Origin of the sequence: Nitratidesulfovibrio sp. HK-II (assembly GCF_003402415.2) — a bacterium.
GTDB lineage: Bacteria > Desulfobacterota > Desulfovibrionia > Desulfovibrionales > Desulfovibrionaceae > Cupidesulfovibrio.
Window position 1 is genome coordinate 836,109 of sequence record NZ_AP036014.1, and the last position, 21,571, is coordinate 857,679.

Below are 21,571 nucleotides of genomic sequence, written 5' to 3' on the forward strand. Positions count from 1 at the left end.
GGAGCAGCGGAGCGAACCGGCGGGTGGCAACCCGTCGGGGGCCGTGTTCCGGCGTGGTAGCGCCGGGGCAGTGGGGGCGCTCAACGCCCCCGCCTGTTCCTCTCGGCTTCGTGCCCGGTCGCGTCGTCATGCTTGGCGGATGCGACCGGGCATTTCCTTTCTCGCCCTATTTGATTGTCGGAGAGCAGGCCCGGCGCGCCGGGCAGTTGCGGGACTAGCCCGTGGTGCCCCAATGGGAGCCGCCGAACAGCCGGACGGCGGCCCAATACGCCCAGGCACGGACGGGGTAGCCCATGGCCAGCATGCAGTCGCGCAGCAGGGCGTCTGCCCAGGCGCGCCATTCGGCGGGGCCGCCCTGCTCATAGGCCAGATCATGTTCCGTGCAGCACCGTTCCCAGGGCGGCAGTTTGCCGGTCACCCGCCGCCAGACCCTGCTGATCGTTCCCGCGCCGCCGCATCCGTTAGGCATTGGCGGCCTCCGGCAGCGTGTAGACCGGGACAATGGCCGCGATGGCCGCGCGGGCCTCGCCCTCGTCAGACAGGGCTGCGGCCGCGTCCAGCGCATCCTGGTAAGCCAGACGCTGGCCGACGACGTGGCCGGAGATGGACACCCACGCGGCGCGGTTGGCCCGGATGCGCGCGGCCAGCGCGGCGGCGTCCATGCCCCGCGCGGCCGCGATGGCACGCACAAGCGGCGCGGGGGCGTCGGGGTTGCCCTCCAGGGCGTTGGCTTCCTCGTACTGCTGGTCCCAGGATGCGATTTCCGTCGGCCCGTACTCCGCCTTCATGGGCGCGAGCACGGCCTCTGCCCCGTCGCGGATCTGCCCCTGCTTGGCGGCAACGACACTGGCCAGCGGCTGGGGGGGCTCTACCTCGCTCCAGCCTTCAGGCAGCGGCCCCAGGTCAACCACGACATGCGGCGCGCCACCTGGCAGCCACCCCTCCTTGCCCCTGTGGTCTTCGACGTACTCCCAGCCATCCCCCGTGGCATTCAGCACGCGGGCGTAGCCATCACGGGTAGGCGGCAAGGGCGCGTCCGCAGCGGCAACGGCGTGCGCCGGAATCAGCCAAGCTCCATCGGTCAGCGGGTCGGGGTCGGCGACGCCCTGCCCCAGAAGTTCGCGCGTCACGCGGTCATAGTGCAAGATTTCCACGGGTAGGCCTCCTAGTACTTGATGCACGCCAGGAGCGCACGGTTGCGGGGACGGGTTTCAGAGCCGCCGCGACGGATGTCGTAAGGGGTGACCGGGTTGTCCACCATAATGGAGTACGTGCTCCCCGCAAGGTCTGCGGTTTTGACCCCCATGGTGTTGTCGGCATTGAACCCGTCGTTGTGGTTGTGCTGCTTGAACTCGTCAGCCTGCCACGTTCCCGCGCCTCGCCCGGCGTCAACCCCCCGGCCGTCGTCCCAGCCGCGCCGAAACTCGCCGCGCAGGTCCGGCACGTTGAAGGTGGTCGCGCCGTCCCCCAATCCGTACAGCGATTGGGTATAGCTGTGCGTTCCGGACTGGGTTCCGCTGGTGTTCACCCTGCTGCCGCCCTCGGCCGACAGCAGGTAGAAGGTGTTCGCGTTGATCACCTCGACGAAGTAGTCGGCGCTGGTGGACAAGCCCGTCGGCAGCGCCCCGGTAGTGGACAGGCGCAGCCGCTCCCCCCCCGTGAACCCGTGGGATGCCTTGGTGCAGACCGCAGGGCTGGCAAGGGTCACGGTAAAGGTCTGCGCGCTGAACCCCAGGTCGGTAACCAGCTTGGCATACAGGCTCGCATAGGTGGTGCGGCTGACGGCCGCGCCGTTGCATTTCAGGAAGCCCGTGGGGGCCACCTTCCCGGCCACGTCAATGATGGTGCCCACGGGCATCAGGGCATTGGCAAGGGCAGCAACGAGGCCGGGAGGGGTGACGGCCATGTCGCCGACGCCTGCAATGGCCTCGGCCGTCGTGGCCAAGCGCACGAGGCCAGCTTCCACGGTGGTGGCCATGTCCGGAGCCGCGCCCGCAATCAGCACGCCAATGGCCGCCAGCAGCTGCTCCAGGTTCTCCTCGTCCGGCGTTAGCCCTGCCCCGGCGATGACGGCCAGAATCTCACGCATGGGGTGTTCGATGGCCTCGGCGGCCACCGGACTGCCCTCAATCCCGGCCGCCAGGTTCTCGGTGATGTAGGGGGCGTTCGGGTCTGTCGCCCCGATGGGGGGAACGTATTTCATATGGATGCCTCCTCGTAGGCGATGACAAGTTCCAGGTGAGCAGGGTTCAGGCGGCGCAGCAGGCATTCCAGGTCGGTGGCGCGCACGATGCGCGTCAGCCTGTCACCGGCGCTGGATGAGCCGCACCGGAAGCGTTGGACGCGGGGGCCGTGGATGGTCACATGCCAGACAAGCCGCTCCTCGTGTCCGCCGCCCACCTGGTGGCCGCAGCGGGAACGCCCGCAGATGAAAGGACGGCCCCGCCCCACGATGGTCACGGTGTAGCCAAGCCGCGTCGCCAGCCGTTCAAAGAACAACAGCGTCAGGCCGGACTTCTGCACCAGGGCGGACCACAGGGCGCGCCGCCGTTCCCCCAGGGAGATGGCCGTGTCCTGGGTGCAGACGTCGGGCAGGCCCGCGAAGGTCTCCCACTCGCCCAGCAGTTCCAGCGCGGTGCGGGGGTCGGTTTCCTCGAACAGGTCGGCACTCCGCCGGTCCGCGCGGGCCATGTCCTCGGCCAGGCCGCGCAGGGTTCGCGTCACCAGGGCGTCGGGTTCGCGCGGCCATGCGTCGCCGACAGGCAGCAGGGCCTGCAACTGGATCAGGTATTCGGCGGCGCTGGCCATCAGCTTTCACTCCAGGTCGTGCCGCCGTAGGTGGCGATGACCCCTGCCGCGTGCGCCACGTTGGCCGTGGGGTACAGCAGCACGTGGTCATACTCCCCGGCCGCCGTGGAAATGACCTCGCGCACGTGGCTGATGAGCAGGGTTCCGCCCGGCTCGGCCTCGCGCAGGACCAGTTCCTTCAGTGCCGCCTCAATGGCCAGCCGCACGCTGGCCTGTGCGGGCGCGAGGTCCGCGAGCTGGAAGACCAGCGGCGCGGGCGTGGGGGCGAACACCAGCGGTTCGCAGCCGGGCGGGCAGCGGTCGGGATGCTCCAGGTACGCCTGCACGGTGGCCACCATGGCCACGTCGGGAATGATGGAGTCAGACGCGTTGTCGCACACGAACGCCAGCCCCACCGTGCCGCGCCCCACGTAGCGGGGATAGGCCCAGGCGCGGGTAACGCCGGAAACCTGCAACGCCCAGGTCACCCAATCGTTGGTGGCACCACCCTGCGGCGGCTCCTGCACGTAGGCACGCAAACGGGTGCGCAGCGCCTCCACCGTTTCCTCTTCCGTGCCGCCAGCCAGCCCGGCAGCCCCGATGGTTGCGGCGGACTGCACCCCGGACATGGTGGTGGTCAGCCGCAGCGCAAGGCCAGCCGCAGTATTGCCCGCCGTCCCCGCCACCACGGCCTCGACCGGGGCTACGGCGCTGCCGCTGGCAATGGCCACGTCGGCCATGGTCTGGAACTCCGTGCCGTCGGTTCGCTGCAACAGGGTTCCGGCGGGGATCGGCGTGCCGGAGATGCCGGTGAAGGTCACGGTGCCGCTGGCTGCCTCGGCCGCCTTGCGCGCCACGCCCCACCAGTTGGCCCAGCGCAGCAGGTGTTCCTCGTCGGCGGTGTCGGGCACCACCTGCGCGGCCAGATAGTCGAGATAGCCGTAAAGTCCGTGCTGGGTTCCGGCCACGGCCCGCGCCAGCACGGCCACGTCGGCGGCGGGCAGGCGGGCGTCCGCCCCTTCCATGCGGGTGTCGATGTCGCTTTCGATGCGCGCGACCAGCGCGGCAAGCGTCGGCCTGTTGAAGCTCACAGGGGCCTCCTGAAGATTTCGGTAACGCTGGTGCCGTCAGCCAGGGTGATGGAGATGGTCAGCACCAGCACCCCGGTGGCGTCCGCAGCCCAACTGGCGTCAACGCTGACGGTGGCCGCCCACCCGCCAGCGATCAGCCATTGCAGGGCCTCTTCCGCGTACCCGCGTGCGCGGCGCGCCGTTTCCGCCGTCTGCTTCTCGCGCGAGAGCAGCCACAACCGGCTGCCGGTGATCCACGATGCGCCGGTCGGGGCCTGCGCCGGGGATACGATGTCACCCCACCATCCCCGCCTGGCGTTCAGCCCTGCCGAACCGGCGGGCAATTCGTCATCGGCCCCGGCCCGCGCGTCGGTGAACAGGCTGATCACGATGGCCCGGCGCAGGCCGCCGTCGGCAGCCAGCAGGCCACGCTCCAGCGGCGCTTCCAGGGTGTAGTCTTCGGCCATCTAGCCTCCCACGGGCGACCCGGTCGGGCCGCCGCCGTCGTTCTCGGGGTGTACGTGTTCACGCAGCGAAACACTGCCCGCCTGCACGTCCGCATCGCTGGTCACGTCGCCCGTGACGTGCATGGACCCCTCGAAGGTGGCGGCAGACACGCCGCCCCCTGCGGCCCGCGCGGTGAAGCTGGGCGTCACGTATTCCACGCTTTCTGACGCCTCGACGGTGTACCGCTTGGTGACCACGGCCACGTCCTCGTCGGCGGTGATCTGCGCGTGCAGGGTGGTCAGCTCGACGTTGCGCCCCCGCTTGAACACCAGCGAATCCCCCTCGTCGGTGTACAGGGCAACCTCGCCGGGTTGCAGGCCCTGCAAGCGGAACATGCGGTCGCCCACGGCCACGATGACGCCGGAAGACCGGTCGCCGCCCACGAACATCACGGCGGCCTCCATGCCCGGCAGCGGGCACGAGGTGAACCCGTAGTGCTCGAACATCTCCACCGAGTCGCGCGCCTCGCCCTTCAGCAGGCCCACCTGGGCCGCCTGCACACGACGCGAGGAGTCCACCAGGCGGACCACGGCGCGGGCCACCATCAGGCGCACCCGCTGGATCAGGGGGGCCGACATCCGATTGAAGTCGTCGCGGTTCATCAGTCGTCGTCTCCCGCGTCCCAGCCGCGTTTTTTCTTGGGCTTTTCCGGCTCTGCCAGCACGGCGAAGGCCGCCGCGCGCATCACCGTCAGCTCCGTCACCGTGCCCTCGCGCGAGGACTGCCGGAACTGCGCCTGGGTAATCACCCACAGGCCGGACAGTTCCACCAGATCGTCCCGAAGCTCCACCGTCTGCCCCGGTCGCCACAACGCGCCCTGCGCGTTGCGCCACCCCGGCAGGGTGTAAACGGCCTGCCTGCCCCGCGCGGCGCGCGTCTTCGCCTCGTGCGCGGCGCGGCTGGCCAGCGAAGGCCCGCCGCCCTGCGTTTCCGCCACCAGCACCAGGGGGCGGTGCCGGGTGACGCCGGGGTCCGTAGCGCTGCCGCTGGGGCTGGTGATGGTTTCCGCGTCGTCGCCGTCGTCAGGGTCGGCCCCGCCATCGGCATGGGCCACGGCGGTGTAGTCCGAAAATCGTTCCGCCATGCTCCGCACGCCACGGCCGGACAGCACCGTGTCACCCGGCATGATGGTGGCCACCGGGCTGCCCTCGCTCACCGTGCCGATGACCAGCCCGCCAAGCCCGTCGGACCATGCCATCAGGCCGCGCTGGCGCAGCAGCCGCTCCAGGGTTGCCGCCACGGTGTCGCCGGGGTTGGTGGAAAAGCGGGGGAACGCGGCAGAGGCCGCAGTCGCGCGCGCCTGCACAGAAATGCCGAAGGGCGCGCACAGGTCCGCCGCGATGGCGGACAGGCTGCGCCCCTGCCAGTCCTTCACCGGTGCCGAGCAGTCCACAAGGTCGCCCGCCTTGTCCCGCCCCGTGATGCTCGTCTCGCGGCGGCTGGCGTCATAGTCGGTGGAGACATCATCCACGTAGCCGGTGACCACGGTTTCGCCGTCGATGCGCACCACGCACGGCGTCCCCTCGGCCACGCCCAGGCGCACCCGGCTGCCCCCGCTCACCCATTCATCGGTCAGGCGCACGTCGTACTCGCCGGACAGCCTGTCCAGGGCCAGGGTGATGGAAACATCCGTCCACCCTTCGTGAATCTGTCCGCCCACGTGCAGGCTCACCACGTTGCTACTCATCGCGGACCACCTTCAGGGTGTTGCCGCCGGGCACGAAGCCGGGGTGCCGGATGACGGGGTTGCGGGACAGCACGTCCGTTTCGCGCGCGGCGTTGCCGTAATAGGCATAGGCCACCACCAGGGCGGGCAGCGTCGCGCCGGGCGTAAGATCGTCCAGCCTGGCCAGGTCCGCGCCGCGCACGGTGATGTCGCGCACCACGGCGGTGCGCAGGGCGTGCAACGCCTCGTACAGGGGGTCCGCCGCCGTGGCCATGGCCTCGTCCAGGTCGGCGGCCACCTGCTGGCGCACGGCAACGGCGTCCTCGTACACCTCGAACTCCATGTCGGTGGTGGCGCGTGCGGCCTGCACCACGGACAGCCCGGACGTCAGGTCGGACAAGGCCGCCTGGTTGACGGTTGCCTGCGAGGAAGAGGAGGTGACCAGCGGGCGTTCAGGGGCCATGGCTGCCAGCTCGCGCGCCGCCGTGTAGCGGCTGTTGCCGCCGCTGCCGCCGGTGGAGACGCCCCCCACCAGGCTGCTGATGGTCGAGCGGATGGAGTCGGCCAGCGAGGAGGGCTTGTCCATCAGTGCGGTGGATTGGCGGCGCAGGTTCAGCAGCGACCGGGCGGCCGCAGGCGTGCCCCACGAAACGGAACCGGCGCGGTCCATCCAGCCTTCCGCCTGTTCCAGCGCCTCGGACCGCACAAGGTCCGGCCCGATGACGCCGAACCGGTCGGCAAAGTCCGCCACGTAGGCGTCCTCGGCATCATCGGCCGCGTTCGATGTCAGCGCGGCCGTGTCGGTGCGGCTGGTGTGCCCGCCGCCCTCGGTGTCTTCCACGAAGTCCAGCCGCCACGCGACATAGCCACCCATGTCCAGCCGCTCGGATGCGGTGAACTGGCGCACCCGCACGGTGTGCGAGAGGCCCCACGGGTCCACGTACTCGCCGGGGCCGTCCTTCTCCAGCGCCTCCAGCAGGCGGTTGCGCGGCCCCAGGTACTCCCGGCCGAACTGGAACGCCTCCACCGACAGCTGCCGAGCCTTGCGGCCCATGTCCTCGTTGGTGGGTTCGTCGCGCTTGGGGTACTCGTGCGTGGCCAGCCGGCGGCCGCCCGCGTAGTCGCGTGTGGCCACCTCGAACTTCACGCCCCGGAACGATGCCGGGCGCATGTCCTTGCGCCAGGTGCTTTCCGTCGCCATGGCCGAACCCCGCTAGTTCGCCCCGGCCATCATCGGGCCGGTGCGGGCGTTGATGGTGACGCCGGGGCTGTCGGATCGGGCGGCCACGCTGGACCCGGCAGGCAGCCCGCGCACGGTCAGCTCGATGACATGGCGCAGCACGCCCTTGCCCTGGGCGTCGGTCTGCTGGGTGGCCCGCGCCCCGGCGGCCGCGCCGCGTTCCTCTGCCGCAGCGGCCCCCGCGCCCATGCGCGGCAGGGGCGCGCCGGGCTTTCCCGCACCGGCGGCGGAACCGGGGGCGGCAACCTTGCCCCCGGCTGCACCGGGAGCCTCCGCGCCCTGGGTGCCGGGTCCAGCCTTCGGAGTGGCGGGCGTGCCTGTGGTGGCGGATGCGCCGATGCCCATCCACTTGCCCACCGTCTCGAACATGGGCCGCAGCTTCTCCCACACGCCGCCGACCCAGCCGACAAAGGCGTCCCAGTAGGGCTTCACGGGTTCCCATATGCCCTTGAAGAACTCCTGCACCGGGGTCCAGTGATCAATGAGGTAGGCCGCACCCAGCCCGATCAGGGCAATGGCAGCTCCTATCGGCGTGGCCACCATGGACGCGGACATGACCCGCCAGGCCATGCCGAGCAGGGCAATGGCGGGCGGCAGCACGGTCAGCGCCGCGCCCATGGCCAGCAGGGTGAAGGTGAACGTGGGCGAGGTGTCCGCAGCATCGGAAAGCAGGTTCACCAACGGGGTCAGCATGGACACAACAGCACCCAGCGGTGCCAGGAACGAACGGCCCACGGAATCGCCCAGCTTCTCGACCGAGGCGCGGAAGGCCGTGGTCTTCTCGTTGTACGTCGCCATCATGGTGGCGAACTGGCTATCCACGGTTCCGCCGCTTTTCGTCATGATGTCGTTCTTCAGGGCCTTCATTTCCTCAAGATCAGCCAACACCGGCTTGAGGAAATTCTGAACCTGCGCGTCGCCAAAGATACGTGCAATCTTGAACGGGTTGGTCCCTAGCTTCTTATGCAGAGCGTCAAGCACATCCTCCAGCGGGTTGCCCCCCTGCTGCATGGACTTCTTGATGATGCGCTCAATGTTGATTCCGGCCTTTTTGGCTTTGGCCAAGACGTCCGGGGCGTTCAGCGCTTTGAGGAAGTTGCTCATGTTGTTGGCAGCTTCTCCAGGTGTTGCGGCCCCCTTCTTGGCAATCTGAAGAGCTGCGGCAAGAGTCCCGACGGCCTCACTCCCCTGTAGGCCAAGCATCTTCGCGCTTGCCCCAAGCTGGGGGAAGTACTGTGCCATGTCCTTCAGCTCGAATGCACCCTTGTTGCCCGCGTAAGCCAAACGATCCATTTCGGCAGAGAGGGAGCCCGGCGCAACCTTCAAGGTGTCGACAAGGACAAAAGCCGTGGCAGACAGGTCGTCGATGGCAGCGCCGGTGGCGGTGGCAGTGCGCCCGATGGAATACAGCGCCGTCTGCGCCTTGCCCGACTCCATGCCCGCGCTGACCAGCTTGTTGAACCCGCCTTCCAGCTGGTCCACCGACTGATTGGTGGATTCCGGCACGGCCAGTTCGCGCAGCCGGTTGCGCAGTTCGCGCACCTCGGCTGCGGTCAGGTCTGCCGTAATGCCGGTTGCGGCCAGCCGGTGTTCCAGGTCACCCGCCATGTTCACCGCGCTGCGGATCATCACCAGCGAGGCCACCGCCTGACCCACCTGGGCAAGGTTGCCCTGAAGGTCGTTGGCGCTGCCGCTCATGCCGTGCATCTTGCGGTCGGTGGCATCCAGCGCAGCGCCCAGGCGTGTCGAACCGTCGGCAAGGCGGGTCATTTCCGACCGCGCCCCGCTGAAGGAAGACCGGAAGCCGCCCGAAAGAGCGGCCCCGATCATTATGTTGAGCGCCATCTGGCCGGAACCCAGCACGTCAGCCTCCTATCCTTCTCCAGAGATGTCCCGCGCCAGGCGCAGCGCCTCGGCGTGGTATGCGATGAACTCGGATACCCGCATGTCCTCTATTTCGTGCCTGCCCCATCCGGCGACGTGTCCGAGTTCGAGCGCGGCGCGGCGGATGCGGCCGCCTGGGGCGAGATGAAACCCATCAGCGCCCGCTGCAACTGCACGTAGTCGCACACGGGCAGTTCGCGCAGGGCTTCCGTGTCCAGGCCGCACAGCCGCCCGATGAGGCGCACTTCCATTTCCGCCTGGGTCTGGCCGGGCTCGTCCACGGCCAGTTGGTCCTTCACGAAGGGCTCGCGCATGGACAGCTGTTCGTACTTCGCCTCGCCCACGAAGAGCGGGCGGGACAGCCTGATCACCTTGGGTTCGCGGGGCTGGGTGGTCGTGGTCATGGTGCCTTCCTATGCTTCGTCGGCGGGGTTGCCGGTGAGTTTGACCTTCATCTTGCCGCCTTCGCCCTCGGACAGCTCCAGCACGTCCTCCACGAACGCCTCGCGGATCACCCAGGTGCGGCCGATGTCGCCCCTGAAGGTGACCGTGGCGTTGGTGATGTTGCGGATTTCTTCCACCGGGGTGTCCTTGGTCACGTTCACCTCGCATTCGAGGGTGGCGGGCACCAGTTCTTCGGCAAAGCCCACACTGTTGGTGCCGATGACCGGCTTGCGCGACTGCCCGCCCAGGTTGAGTTTTGCCGAGCGCTGGGTGTCCAGCGTCTTGCCGTCGTAGGCGATGACCGCCCTTCCGAGATATTGAGACATGTCGTTCTCCTGCGTGTTGCGGGCGTGGGGTTAGACGCGGAACTGCACCAGCGCGGCGAACACGCGCAACTGGTTGACCAGGTCGGGCGGCAGCACGACGTCCACGCGGGTGGGATCGTCGGCGTTGCGTTCCACCACCAGCTGATCCTTGAACGCCGTCAGGTTTTCCACCCAGCCGCGCTCTTCCCAGGCGCGGGCCAGGGCGATGAGTTCGGCCCGGATGATGCTGGGCGTGACGATGGCCTGCCCGGCACCGAACCGGGTGCCGTCGTCGGCCAGCTTGTGCCGGGGAAACTTCTGGCTGATGCGGGCGCGCAGCGTGCTGCGCAGCACCGAAAGGGTGGCCAGCGTTTCCACGTCCAGGTAGCTGGGGTCCGGCAGGTTGTAGGCGTTCACCTGGTAGGTGGTGATGGCCCGTTCGATGGACACGGTGCCGTCCACGGCCACCATGAAGGTGCTGACGCCGTCGTACAGCAGCAGGTTGCGCTCTGCGCGGGTGAACCGATCCGGCTCGGCCGGGGCGAGGATGCCGGGCAGCTCCAGGGTTTGCAGCGGCCGGGCGGGGTCGATGCCCAGCTGGTAAGCCGCCACCGCGCCGTAAACGGCCGCCCACAGCCACGGCGGCGTGGGGCTGCGCTGCGCGCCCATGATGGAGATGACTTCGGAATTGCGGGCGCTGCCGATGGTGGCCAGCGCCGCGTGCGTGCCCGAAACGGACGCCCACGCCTGCCCCTCTATCTGGCGGGTGGCGGACCAGCGGTCCTCCAGTTCCTCTTCCAGAGCGGCAAGGTTGGCGGTGTCCGTCCACGGGGTGATCACGTGGTGGTACTGCACGTCGCCCAGGGCGGCGAGGGCGGTGGTCACGTCGGGGTTGCCGGTGCCGCCCGACATTCCGGAAGGGGCGGCGATGGTCACGGTCAGCCCGGCGGGCACGGCATCGCCCTGCCAGTAGGTGGTGCGCAGGTCCAGCGCGTTCATGGTCTCACCCTTGTGGCGGGCGGTCAGCGTGACCACGGCCCCGGTGGCCGACGCCGTCACCGGCAGGTCGGGCATCTCGCCCACCGCGTCGGCAAGGTCGGCGGCCACGGCGGAGGCCAGAGCGCCCACGGCCACGGCGGCCTGCACCTTCACCCCGCCCACGTAGAGCAGCAGCGTACCAGCTGCCGTGGCGGTACCGGCAATGGTCACGGTGCCGGTGGCGGCCTGACCGGCGGCGTTGTCGGCCACGGGCACGGCCCACAGGTCGGAATCCTCGTTGGCTTCCTTGAAGGCGTAGGCCATGGCCGCCAGCATGCTGCCGCGACCGAACAGCGCCACGGCATGGTCGCCGGACAGCACCCGCACGGGCACGAGGGGTTCGGCCGAACCGGTGGACAGGCGCTGCCCCAGCAGCAGCACGCGGGTGATGTCCCGCACCAGGCCCTTGTTGGCCAGCGAGTTGTCGAACTCCGCGTATTGGCCCGGCGTGCGGATGGTCACCGGGATCTGCGAGAAGCTGATGGTCATGGGCTACTCCTTCTTGCCCGGCTTGGCCGGTGCTGTGTCGCTTTCGGTCACCTCCACGACATCCCCGGCAGCCAGGCGGCGCAGCCAATGGCTGTTGCGGGGCTTGGATTCGCCACCCTGCGCCAGGGGCTTGCGAGTCTCGGGGTCGCGCACCATGTCGTCGGGCCGCGCGGGCCGGATGACGAACGTGGGGACGGGGACTTTGGAAGCGCGGTTCTTGGCGGTCTGTGCGGATTGTGTGGTCATGGGGGGGTTACTCCTGGTGGAACTCCACGACATCGCGGAGCGGTTGGCCGTCGAAGAGGGGCACGGGCGCGCCCCAATCCCCGGCATAGAGCGTGAAGTCGGTAATGCCTGCGGCCTTGGCCACCGCCTCGGCGGGGGTCGTTGCCCCTTGCGTGTTTTCGGGCAGCGCCGCCTGGGGTGCGTCCGCCGGGACCGGGTGGTTCCAGTTGGTGGCAAACTCCACGGACACGACGGAAATGGCCTGCGTGCGCAGCTTGCCGTTGAACAGGATGCGGGTGCCGTGCGGCACCAACGGGGAAATGTGTTCGCCAAGGCCCAGCGTCTGGCCGCACAGCAGGGCCAGCACGTCATCGCGCATCTGGTGGGTGCCGACCTCGCCGGGCTTGCCGCCGTGGCGGGTGGCCTGCTCGTTGCGCAGCGACCGGGCAACGCACAGCACGGCAAAGGTGCCCCGCTCGGTGTAGTGGCTGCCGTTGTCGTCGGCGCGGCCCACCCCCGTACAGGTAACCAGGGCGCAGGGCAGCACGTTGGCGATCTTGGCCAGTTCGTCTTCGGCCTCCAGTTGGCCGCCATAGCTGTCCACGCGCCGCAGCCCGTAGCCCAGCACATCGCGGGGGGCAGAGGAGAGGCGGGCGATGATGGCGTTTTCGATGGCGGAGATCATGGCTAGGCCCCTTCCAGGTAGTGTTGGATGATGTCGAGCACGTCGGCGCCGTCGTCGTCGGAGATGCCCAGGAACGGCCGGGGCGGAATGGTGCCCCACGGAATGGGGCCGCCGCGCCGGGTGCGGCCCGATGCGCCGCGCAATATCCCCAGCTGCAAGGCGCGCGCGTAGGGCCAGTTGGTGCCCAACTCCACATGATCGCGGCCGGGCCGGTAGGAGACGCTGCGGTACAGGTCGCCCGAGATGCGCAGGATGGGTCCGGCGTCGCCGCGCCGCTTGACCGTCACCGGCGACAGCGCGGGCCAGTCGGAGCCGTCCGGCCCTTGCTGTTCTTCAAACCGGCGCTGCGTGCGCTGCAACATCTGCGAACCTATCTCGTCCATGGCGGGCAGCAGGTTGTCCGCACGGGCGGCCAGCCTTGTCAGGGCGCTTTCGATGGCGTCCAGCCCGCCGGGCCGGACGGTGAAGGTCATGCCGCCAGCCATCAGAACCCCCGCATGCTGCCGTCGGTGAACACGCGCCCACCAACGGTCAGCACCGTTTCGCCGGATGCGCCGGGGGTTTCCACGCCGGTGGCCTGCAACTGCACAACGCCACGCGCCACATCGCGCAGGCCCTGCAAGGCAGACTCGTGCCCGGCCTTGACCACATCAGGCACGCCCGCCTTGTGCAGGTAGAAGCGGGCGATGTCGCAGCACCAGCGGCGGACCATGTCGGGCACGGGAGACAGCGGCACCCGGTAGCGCGCCGCCACATAGCCGTTGATCAGCTCCGTGGCGTCGCCCAGGGCGGTTTCCACCACGGCCTCGACAACGGCCCCGGTCAGGTCTGTGTCGGTCAGTTCCACCAGCTCCTGCTGGCCGAACCGCGTTTCCATGTCGCCGATGGTCGCGTACATCGCCCGCTCTCCTTACTGGCCGCCGCTGGCGGGGGCGTCGCCGGTGTTCTGGGGGGCGGCGTCGCCCGAGCCGGTGGCGGCGTCGGCCTTGTCGTTCTCGCTCTTGCCGCCCTTGCCTCCCCTGGCGGCCTTGGCCGGGCTGGCGGGCTTGGCGTCGGCGTCGGTGGCTTCGGCATCGGACAGGTCGGGAACGTCCACCTCGTCAACAACCAGCATGGGGTCGCCGGTCAGGGCTTCCAGCTGCTCGTCGGTAAACGTCCCGGCGGGGTAGTCGCGGGTGCCGCTGTGGGCCATGCCCGCCCGGCGGAACCCGTCACGCTTCGAGGTGATGCGGATCATGGTCGGCATGCGGCACCCCCTACAGCCACGGCGAAACGAGGATGTCCGCCGAGTTCTGGTAGACGTTGGTGGCCCCGCTGGCCTCGCGTTCGCGCTTGACCACTTCCAGCGCCTGCTGTTCCAGCGTGGTGGGCACCACAAGCAGCGACGCCTTCACGCCCAGCGGGCTGCCCTTGTCGCCCTTCATGCCCTGCATGGCTTCGCGCGCCGCCGCGTAGTTGGCGGTGGTCAGGTCCTGCTTGCTGGCATAGGCCAGCTGCCACAGGCCGAAACCGGCGTTCACCCGGCAATCGACGCCGTAGCGGTATTCCTTGCGGGTGAACACGGCCTCGTCGGTGGGCTGGTCCATGCGCACGAAGGTGTAGTCGCGCCGCTTCTGGAAGATCAGCGGCTTGATGGCACGGGTAACGTCCAGCAGGTACCACGCGGTCCCGGTGCCGCCGCCGAAGTTGCTGACGCTGGTCTCGTTGCCGTTTTCGTCCAGCACCGGGTGGTCGGTGTCGAAGAAGTACTGGCCGTCGTAGCAGCGGCCGGTGAACCCGGACGCCAGCAGGCCGAACACCAACCGCGAGGGATGTTCAGCGGCGTCCTGGCCGAGCTGGGCGAAGAAGGGCGTGTAGATGCCCAGGGTGTCGTCTTCGAAGTCGTCGCGGTCCACGCCCACCGTGTTCTCGAACGACTTGTTCTTGATGGTGAAGTCGTGGGTCTTCAGGTTCTGGATCACGCGGTCGCCGATCCACTCGCGGAAGCCGGTGGACTTGCCCAGGAAGGGATAGGTCTCCTGCTTCGTCGAGCTGTTCACGACCATGGCGATGCGTTCGTGCTCGGACTTCACGCCCGCGAAGGCGTTCTGGTAGACGACCTTGAAGCCGGTAAAGGCCGCCTGAAGGCTCTGTGCGTTGATGTTCATGGTGTCTCCTAGAACCCGACCCACACGCCCGAGGCGTCCAGGTCCTTGATGATCCCGGCGGCGGGGCGCGCCCCGCTGCCGTCGGTGGCCGCCACGGTCTGGTCATCCACGGCGTAGGCCTTCTTGCCCACGTGGGCGCGGGTGATGCTGCCGTCGTTGGCCAGCTTGATCGCGCCGCGCGTCTCGGTAAGCACATTGATGTCGCCATCCGCGCCGGTGCTGTTGTCTGCCGGGGAGACGGACCAGCCCATGACGGTCAGCGTGGGCACGGCGGACGCGGGCACCGCAAAGCCGCTGGCGTTCAGGGCCACCAGGCCACCCGCGTGCAGCCTGGTGGTCGCGGCCACGGGATACTCGTAGCGCGCGTCATCGCGGCGCAGGGTGTCTCTGTCCTTGGTCAGGGCTGCCATTTACGCACCCTCCTTGCCGATGTTCTTCACGTAGTCCTCTTCCGAGAGGCCCAGCTGCGCGCAGATCGCGCGGTCCGTGTCGGTCAGCTTGCCGCCGCCCTGGGGCGGACCACCGGCGGTCGCGTCGGGTCCGGGCGTCACCACGGCGACGGATGCGGACATCCACGCCTTGAACCCCTCGGGGTCCTTGGTGGCGTAGTCGGACGCCCATCCTTCCATGGCCGGGGTGACCTTGTGGGCCGCCTTGGCCTGGTCCACCAGGTCCTTGGCCTTGGTGGCGGCCACCTCGTTGCGCAGGCTCGACAGGTTGTTGGCCGTCTCCTGGTACATGGCGATGGGCACGAACTTGGCCGGGTCGGGGGTGGCCGCCCGGCTGGCCACGGCGCGCACCTGGTCGGCGATGACGCCGGGTGCGGCATCGTCCGGCACCTCGACGGCCTTGGCGATGGCAACCAGCCCCGCGTTGGCGCTGTGCGCTGCGGTGACGAGGCCCTGTACCTTGGCCGCCACGGCATCGTCGGCGCTGTCCGGGGACAGGCCGAGAATGCTGGCAAGCGTTTTCTTGAGGTCCATGTCTTCTCCTCTGGTGGGGGGTTGAGCCTCTTCGCCAATGCGGCAGTCGTCAGGCGAGTCTGCGAACCCTGCGGATGGCGACCGCAGCGCGCGGCGGGAGGCTATGGCGGTAATCAGCAAGTTGGGCTGGTTGGTCAGCGCGACCGATTCGATGCGGCTGATGCGCCCGTCCTTCCGGCCATGCTCGAACACCGGGGACAGGTAGCGGTACTCGCGGCTGGCCACGTGGGCAGCGGCCTTGTCGGTCCACGTCACGCGGCCCCACACCTCGCCGTTGCGCGCTTCCAACTGGCTGATCCAGGCGGCGGCAATGGCGGGCTGGCCGTTCACTTCGGAAAAGACCAACTGGTGGTCGTAGTCGATGGGGATGTCGGCACCGGCCTGATAGGCCATGGTGGCCCGGACGATGCCTTCGGGGTCGTCGTTGCGGTACGGGCCACGGCCGTCACGGCCACGGAAAACACCAGCCGGGAGCAGTTGCACCCACTCCGGGGGAGTGACCGTGCCGCCGTCCGACGGCTGGCCCATGGCCACGGCGTGGCATGCCAGCATCTGGGGGGTATCGTGTGTGGTGTCCATGCGCCCCTTCTAGGGCGCATGGCGTAGCGGCGTCTTTTAAAGCCCTTTACAACATGAGGCGGAGGGGAAGCTGCGGGGGGCGGGGCCGCGCATGCTGCCCGAGCACGCGCGGGATGCGTTCATGAACGTTCATGAACGCTATTTGCGGCGCGATGCCCTGTCAGGCCGGACAAGCGGCCACATCGAAAAAATCAGGGGCGCAGGGGCCGTTTTCGCGCGATGCGCTCTTGCGCAGGGTTTCGAGCCGCCGTATGTAGTTCATACAGGTACCGCGCCCGGCGCTGGCCGCGAAATCGCTTCGGCCCGCCATACTCCGCCCAGGCAGCGGAGACGCGAAAGGGGGGTGGCGTTCCCCCGTCGGCGCGGCCTGCATCATCACACATCCCCCTCCACCAGGTCATAACGGCCCCTGTTGCGCAGCTCGGCGGCGCTCGTCGTGCGCCCGCTGCGCACGCTGTTGGTCGTCACCTTCTGCCGGGCTACCCGCGTGGCGTAGTTCACCTTCACGATGACCTTCTCTGCGGCATCGCCCGCGCTCCACACGTAGACCAGTCCGGGGTCCTGCCTGTCCCACAGCACGGCCTGCGGCCTGGCAAGCATGCCGGGCAGGCTGGCCAGCGTGGCGGCAGGCAGCTTGCTGCCCTTGGCGCTGCGCTGCATGTGCAGCACGTCGCCGTCTGCGATGGTGATGGCCCCCGACGCGGGCGTGATCTCGCGCTCCTGAAGGAACGACAGGACACCTGGCGAGAGCGCCCCGACCACCCGGCGCTCGCCCGTGGCCCTGAACGCGCCGCTACCCGCCCGCTTGCCCACCTCGCCAATCCATGCCGCATAGTCCTTTTCCAACGCGGGCAGCACGAACCCTGCGGATTCTGCCATGGCCCACGCCGCGACGGTCGGCGGCAGCGGCGCCAGCTTGTCCATCAGGGTTCGCGCCGCATGATGTTCCAGGGCGGCCTTGCCGGGGTTGTAGGCCCAGCCGGGGTCGATGCCCTTGGGCACCATCACCCGCTCACCCGTGCGCGGGTTCTCCCAGGGCAGCATGGGGCGGGGCGGTGCTTCGCTTACCGTGTAGCCGTAGCGGTCCATGTCCCGCTGCCCCAGTTGCTGGACGGTGCACCGGCAACGCCAGCCGTTGGGCGGGTAGTGCGTATCCCACCACGGATCATCAGCCGGAAGCACCACGCCGTGCCACCCCCGATGGTCCGGCCTGGTGCGTCGGTCCAGGATGGCCACGTACCGCAGGAAGGGGCGGCGGTCCTTGGTGCGCTGCACGCGCGCCCACGCTCCGGACGCATGGGCCGTGCGCAGGTTCACGTCGTAGATGGTGCGCAGGCGGCGCGGGCTGCCCAGCTGCACCTCGCGCACCTCGCCGGTTGCCGGGTCCGGCAGTTCCTTGCGGCCCCACCAGCCCTTGGCCTGCAAAAGGGGCGTCAGTTCGCGCTGGAAGTCGCGAAAGGTCTGGCCCTGCTCCAGCGACTTCAGCACCTGCCCATGCACATCACCCAGAATGTCGAACCCTGCGGACTTGGCCACGGTAAAGGCCGTGGCGTGCGCCTCTTGCCACATGTCCTGCCAGGCCCATGTTGCAGGCAGTTGGTAGCCCTTGGCCTTGAAGTAGGCCACGGCCTCCTCGGGCGGCAGCGGGCGCATCTCAAGCATTACCGCCACCCGCATCCCCGTCACCGCCGATGGCCTGGACAGGCGCGCCGGTAAGCCCTGCCAGCTTGGCAACAAACAGCGCCCGCGCCAGCGCTTCTGTCAGGGCTGCGGTGTCCTGTGCGGTGACGACTTCGGGCAGGCGGCGCAGGAACTCATCGTGCGTGGCGCACTCGTCCAGCAGTTTCCGGATCGGGTCCACCATGCCCTGCACCAGCGGCTGCCAGTCCGCCAGGGCCTCGTCAGCCAGCATGTCCAGCGCGTCCGTATCTTCGTTGCCCCCGCCCGGCCGAGCCGCGTGCGCTGCCCGCTGCGGGGCCGCTTCCTGTTCCGGTGCGGGCTGGGCGATGGCCTGGGGCATCAGCACCTCGGCACCTTCGGCGGGTTCAGGCAGGCCGAACTTGTCGCGGACCACGCTGGCCTCAACGCGCAGGCCAAGGGGCACCAGTTCTTTCAGCGCCACCACCAGCGCGGCCATGTCCTCGGCATCCTGCCGTGCAATGCGCAGACGCGGATACCGCAGGCGCGGCCCCAGGTTCAGGTCCACCAGCGGGCGCACCAGGTCGCGGTTGAGCGTGGCGGCCAGCTGGGCCGCGTCGCTCTGTTCGATGTCCTCGCGCACCTGTTCGTGGGCATTGGCCGTGCCCACGTGCTGGCCGGTGTCCGTGGTGCCTGTCTGGCCCAGCACCGCCTTGGAAACCTGCCGGTCAAGGAACGCGGCCAGTTTCTCGAACAGGTCGATGTTGCCGGACATCTTGGCTTCGATGAAGTCTATCTGCATCGAGGCCGGAATGATGGCCGCCGCGTCGCGCGCGATGTTGCGCACTGCACGCAGCAGAGCCGCCTTGTCCGATTCGCTTGCGGACCCGTCGTACTTGCCCACCCGCAGCGGATGCCCGAACACCTCGGCGAACTGCACCCACGACTTGATGTCGAAGTTCTTGAACAGCCACCCCCACGAGATGGCGTAGGCCAGCCCGCCCCGGATGGGCAGGCCGCTTTTGGTCTTGTGTATGTGGGTGATGTACTTGAAGGGCGTCAGGGGCAGCAGTTGCCCCCCCGCGTCCAGCAGGCGCAGCGTGTGGCCGTCGGCGGGGTCGAACCGGAACCAGCGCGGGTCGCGCCATATCAGCGCCTTGGGCATCCAGTGCCTGCCGCTGGTTTCCCACACGATCTCGGTGCAGCTGAAGCCCTTGCCGATGCCGTCCAGCACGTCGAACAGGGCGAACTGCGCCTCGTCCCATTCCAGCCATTCGCGCACCAGGTCTGCGGCGGCCACGTCGGCCTTGTCGTCGCTGGCGGCCACCACGGTGATGGGCAGCCCGGAAACCTGCAACCGGCGGGTGCCCAGCACCGACCGGTAGTGCATGTCCTTCTCTTCCATCTCCTCGGCCAGCTCCAGGTATTGCAGCGGGTCGCCGTTTTCCGCGTCGCGCAGGATGGCGGCCAGCCGTTCCGGGGTCATCCCCTGAGCGGGGTGGCCGGATATGATTTGCCGCACGCCGGTAAGCGTCGGCCCTGCTTCCTCGTCGCGCAGCCTGCCCGTGTCCACGGCCCTGCCCAGGTGATCGTACAGCATCAGTATGCCCCCTTGCCGAAGCGCGCGCGGGGTGCATCCCGCGCATCGTCCGGGTCGTCGTCGTATCGGGGGCCAGCCCCCGTGGGTTGTGCGGGTTCGTAGGCGTATTCCATGACTTCGGCGCAGGTGGCGGCATAGGCCAGCACCCCAGCTATGCCGCTGTCGCCGTGGCGCTTGGCTTTCTTGCCCTTTGTCTTGTCGTTCGATGTGTCCGCGTCGGGCAGCCTGCCCACGCCACGCACCAGCTTGAAGGCCCGGTGGTCGGCAATCACGTTGGCATCGCGAGGGATGACTATCGTGCCATCCTCGAACGCTGCCTTGTAGCGGGGCATGTTCTCGCGGTACCAGTTCTCCGTCATCTTCACCTGGGCGATGCGGCCAAGCCCGTACTCCTGCGCGGTCAGTTCCGCCACATGCGCCCCGTTGCCCGAGGCGTCCATGGCCCCGGCGGTAAACAGGGGCAGGCGGTCTATCAGGTACCACAGCGCCTGGCGCTGCTGGTCGAACGGGACGTTACGCACCTCAAGCACGAACGGAGCGCGGCGCACCAGCTTCTGGTCCACGGCCAGCGGAAAGACCACGGTCAGGTCACCCGAGCGGGCGAAATCCTGCCCGAAGTAATGCCGCAGGTTGGGGTCGCACCGGGCCAGCAGCGGGGCCAGCACGCCGCTACACCAGTCCCGGCACTCCGCCACGCGCAGATGCTCCGGCCATGCGACGTAGCTGTCGGGCATTTCCCAGCACACCACGGGTATGTCCGGGTCGGACCGCAGCTCGAGCAGGGCCAGCGGCAGGTATGCGCCTTTGCCCCGGCTGGGGATGCACATCAGTTCTTCGTCCGCGCCGTCTCCGTATTGGGCAAAGATGCCTTTGCGCCATTCGGCCTCGGCCTCCGGCGACCACTCCTTGCCGCGCATCAGGCAGATGCGCTTGTACAACCCCTCGGACAGGGCACGGTCGAAGTCGATGCGCACCAGCTTGTACGGCTTTCGCCCGGCGCGGATATCGTTGCACAGCGTGTTGAACGGGTTTTCGTCGCCGTCGTGGGTGCTGATGATGCACACCTTGCCGCCCCAGATCAGCAGGGCCAGGGCGGACTTCAGCACCTCGTCCAACTCGTCGTGGAAGGCCGCCTCGTCGCCGATGACGAAGCCCTGATAGCCGCGCAACGAGCGCGGGCGGGATGTCAGGGCCAGTATCTGGAAGCCGCTGGCAAAGGTGATGCGGAACGCCTTGATGTCTTCCGTCTCGCCGTTGGGCTTCATGGACCGGAACAGGCACTCGTCCACATCGGACGCGGCGGGCATGAATGCCTTGGCCCACATGGCGCAGGTGTCGATGAACTCCCTTGCCATCTCGTGCGAATAGCCAATGTACAGGGTATCCATGCCCCCGGCTGACCGGGCCGCACCGGAGATGAGCACCGCAGCAGCCCCGACGGCCCAGGTGATGCCGGTACGCCGCCCCTTTTCAACGACGGTGACGTCGTTTTCGTAGATCGCCGCCACCGTCTCCTGCTGGTACAGCAACAGCACGTCGGGCAATTCCTGTCCGGCCAGCACGTCGGGCATGGCCTGCCGGGACTGCTCGCGGTGCTTGCGCCACTCCTCGGCCGTGACCGGACCGGCGGGCGGCCCCGCGATGGCCGCAACCGTGGCGGTGTGCTGCGCGCTGGCCGCCATCATGCCGGTGCCCCCTGCGGGCGCACCCCAAGGATGCGCGCTTTGATGGCCTCTACCGTTTCAAGGGAGAGGCCCTTTTCACGCCCGGCGACTTCGGCTGCCTTTGCGGCATTTGCCGTGGCCACCTTGGTGGCTTCCTCACGGATGCGAGCGATAAGGTCCGCATCGGTGCGGGACGCCTTGGTCAGGTGGTCCAGCGCTTTGGCCAGCAGCATGGCCCCCATGGGATTCAGGGGGGAGTTGTCATCGCTGCCGCCCTCCGCGTCGCCTTCCGTGCCGCCTGCCTCCGCATTGGACACGATGTCCAGGATCACCGAGTGCATCAGCTCCACGTTCATGCGGGCCGTCTTGCTTTCGGGGGCGTCGCCCAGCCGCTGCACCAACGCCTCGGCCACGGCGCGACTGCGGTCGATGCGCTCACGCACCTTGTCGATGCTCTGCTTGTAGCGGTGCAGGGCGCTGCGGCTGACGTCCACGTCCAGGGCGGCCAGCGCCTTCAGTATTTCGTCCAGGGTGCGGCCCTGTCCCAACAGCACGCCGATGCGCTCGCGGACCTCGGGCGGCAGGCGTTTGATGGTGGACTTGCGCGGCATGGTGGCCTC

The 21,571-nt window shown here is 68.6% G+C and carries 25 protein-coding genes; all 25 read right to left on the reverse strand.

Annotation, left to right across the window (positions count from 1 at the left end):
- Positions 1-214: 214 nt before the first annotated feature.
- Positions 215-469, reverse strand: a complete 255-nt coding sequence (locus RVX_RS03280; protein WP_420192354.1) for a hypothetical protein — start codon at positions 467-469, stop codon at positions 215-217.
- Positions 462-1,154, reverse strand: coding sequence for a hypothetical protein (locus RVX_RS03285; protein ID WP_420192353.1), 693 nt, complete (start codon positions 1,152-1,154; stop codon positions 462-464). Before RVX_RS03285 ends, RVX_RS03280 begins: the two co-directional genes overlap by 8 nt.
- 11 nt (positions 1,155-1,165) lie before the next feature.
- Entirely contained in the window at positions 1,166-2,203 is a 1,038-nt protein-coding gene (locus RVX_RS03290; protein WP_420192352.1) for a tail fiber protein, read from the reverse strand.
- The gene (locus RVX_RS03295) at positions 2,200-2,808 is read right to left on the reverse strand and encodes a YmfQ family protein (protein WP_420192351.1); all 609 of its coding nucleotides are present in this window, start codon (positions 2,806-2,808) and stop codon (positions 2,200-2,202) included. The genes RVX_RS03290 and RVX_RS03295 overlap by 4 nt, the downstream gene beginning before the upstream one ends.
- Positions 2,808-3,878, reverse strand: a complete 1,071-nt coding sequence (locus tag RVX_RS03300) for a baseplate J/gp47 family protein (protein ID WP_420192350.1) — start codon at positions 3,876-3,878, stop codon at positions 2,808-2,810. The genes RVX_RS03295 and RVX_RS03300 overlap by 1 nt, the downstream gene beginning before the upstream one ends.
- Complete coding sequence (locus RVX_RS03305) at positions 3,875-4,324, reverse strand: phage GP46 family protein (RefSeq protein ID WP_420192349.1); 450 nt, start codon at positions 4,322-4,324, stop codon at positions 3,875-3,877. The genes RVX_RS03300 and RVX_RS03305 overlap by 4 nt, the downstream gene beginning before the upstream one ends.
- Positions 4,325-4,966, reverse strand: coding sequence for a phage baseplate assembly protein V (locus RVX_RS03310; protein WP_420192348.1), 642 nt, complete (start codon positions 4,964-4,966; stop codon positions 4,325-4,327).
- Entirely contained in the window at positions 4,966-6,051 is a 1,086-nt protein-coding gene (locus RVX_RS03315) for a phage baseplate assembly protein (RefSeq protein ID WP_420192347.1), read from the reverse strand. Before RVX_RS03315 ends, RVX_RS03310 begins: the two co-directional genes overlap by 1 nt.
- Positions 6,044-7,231, reverse strand: a complete 1,188-nt coding sequence (locus RVX_RS03320) for a DNA circularization protein (protein WP_420192346.1) — start codon at positions 7,229-7,231, stop codon at positions 6,044-6,046. Before RVX_RS03320 ends, RVX_RS03315 begins: the two co-directional genes overlap by 8 nt.
- 12 nt (positions 7,232-7,243) lie before the next feature.
- Positions 7,244-9,133, reverse strand: a complete 1,890-nt coding sequence (locus RVX_RS03325; RefSeq protein WP_420192345.1) for a phage tail tape measure protein — start codon at positions 9,131-9,133, stop codon at positions 7,244-7,246.
- Positions 9,134-9,222: 89 nt separating this feature from the next.
- Positions 9,223-9,558 (reverse strand): phage tail assembly protein, encoded by a 336-nt coding sequence (locus RVX_RS03330; protein ID WP_420192344.1) that lies wholly within the window; start codon positions 9,556-9,558, stop codon positions 9,223-9,225.
- 9 nt (positions 9,559-9,567) lie between these two features.
- Positions 9,568-9,924, reverse strand: a complete 357-nt coding sequence (locus RVX_RS03335; protein WP_420192343.1) for a phage tail tube protein — start codon at positions 9,922-9,924, stop codon at positions 9,568-9,570.
- 30 nt (positions 9,925-9,954) lie between these two features.
- Positions 9,955-11,430: a phage tail sheath subtilisin-like domain-containing protein gene (locus tag RVX_RS03340; protein ID WP_420192342.1), complete on the reverse strand. Its 1,476-nt coding sequence runs from the start codon at positions 11,428-11,430 to the stop codon at positions 9,955-9,957.
- A gap of 3 nt (positions 11,431-11,433) precedes the next feature.
- The gene (locus RVX_RS03345; protein ID WP_420192341.1) at positions 11,434-11,676 is read right to left on the reverse strand and encodes a DUF2635 domain-containing protein; all 243 of its coding nucleotides are present in this window, start codon (positions 11,674-11,676) and stop codon (positions 11,434-11,436) included.
- A gap of 7 nt (positions 11,677-11,683) precedes the next feature.
- A complete protein-coding gene (locus tag RVX_RS03350) occupies positions 11,684-12,340 on the reverse strand; it encodes a phage protein Gp37 (RefSeq protein WP_420192340.1) in 657 nt (218 codons plus the stop codon).
- A 2-nt stretch (positions 12,341-12,342) separates the two neighbouring features.
- Positions 12,343-12,813, reverse strand: coding sequence for a phage virion morphogenesis protein (locus RVX_RS03355; RefSeq protein ID WP_420192339.1), 471 nt, complete (start codon positions 12,811-12,813; stop codon positions 12,343-12,345).
- Positions 12,814-12,824: 11 nt separating this feature from the next.
- Positions 12,825-13,238 carry a gp436 family protein gene (locus RVX_RS03360; protein ID WP_420192338.1) on the reverse strand — a complete coding sequence of 138 codons (414 nt, stop codon included), beginning with the start codon at positions 13,236-13,238 and terminating at the stop codon, positions 12,825-12,827.
- A gap of 12 nt (positions 13,239-13,250) precedes the next feature.
- Positions 13,251-13,586: an HI1506-related protein gene (locus RVX_RS03365; protein WP_420192337.1), complete on the reverse strand. Its 336-nt coding sequence runs from the start codon at positions 13,584-13,586 to the stop codon at positions 13,251-13,253.
- Between the two features lie 10 nt (positions 13,587-13,596).
- Complete coding sequence (locus tag RVX_RS03370) at positions 13,597-14,487, reverse strand: Mu-like prophage major head subunit gpT family protein (RefSeq protein ID WP_420192336.1); 891 nt, start codon at positions 14,485-14,487, stop codon at positions 13,597-13,599.
- Positions 14,488-14,495: 8 nt separating this feature from the next.
- Complete coding sequence (locus tag RVX_RS03375; protein ID WP_420192335.1) at positions 14,496-14,897, reverse strand: hypothetical protein; 402 nt, start codon at positions 14,895-14,897, stop codon at positions 14,496-14,498.
- On the reverse strand, positions 14,898-16,049 hold the full coding sequence (locus RVX_RS03380; protein ID WP_420192334.1) for a phage protease: 1,152 nt from the start codon (positions 16,047-16,049) through the stop codon (positions 14,898-14,900).
- Between the two features lie 375 nt (positions 16,050-16,424).
- A complete protein-coding gene (locus RVX_RS03385) occupies positions 16,425-17,711 on the reverse strand; it encodes a phage minor head protein (RefSeq protein WP_172596684.1) in 1,287 nt (428 codons plus the stop codon).
- Positions 17,704-19,287, reverse strand: coding sequence for a DUF935 domain-containing protein (locus RVX_RS03390; protein ID WP_116308278.1), 1,584 nt, complete (start codon positions 19,285-19,287; stop codon positions 17,704-17,706). Before RVX_RS03390 ends, RVX_RS03385 begins: the two co-directional genes overlap by 8 nt.
- Positions 19,287-20,972, reverse strand: a complete 1,686-nt coding sequence (locus RVX_RS03395; protein ID WP_216362363.1) for a hypothetical protein — start codon at positions 20,970-20,972, stop codon at positions 19,287-19,289. Before RVX_RS03395 ends, RVX_RS03390 begins: the two co-directional genes overlap by 1 nt.
- Entirely contained in the window at positions 20,969-21,562 is a 594-nt protein-coding gene (locus RVX_RS03400) for a DUF3486 family protein (protein ID WP_116308277.1), read from the reverse strand. Before RVX_RS03400 ends, RVX_RS03395 begins: the two co-directional genes overlap by 4 nt.
- Positions 21,563-21,571: the final 9 nt, after the last annotated feature.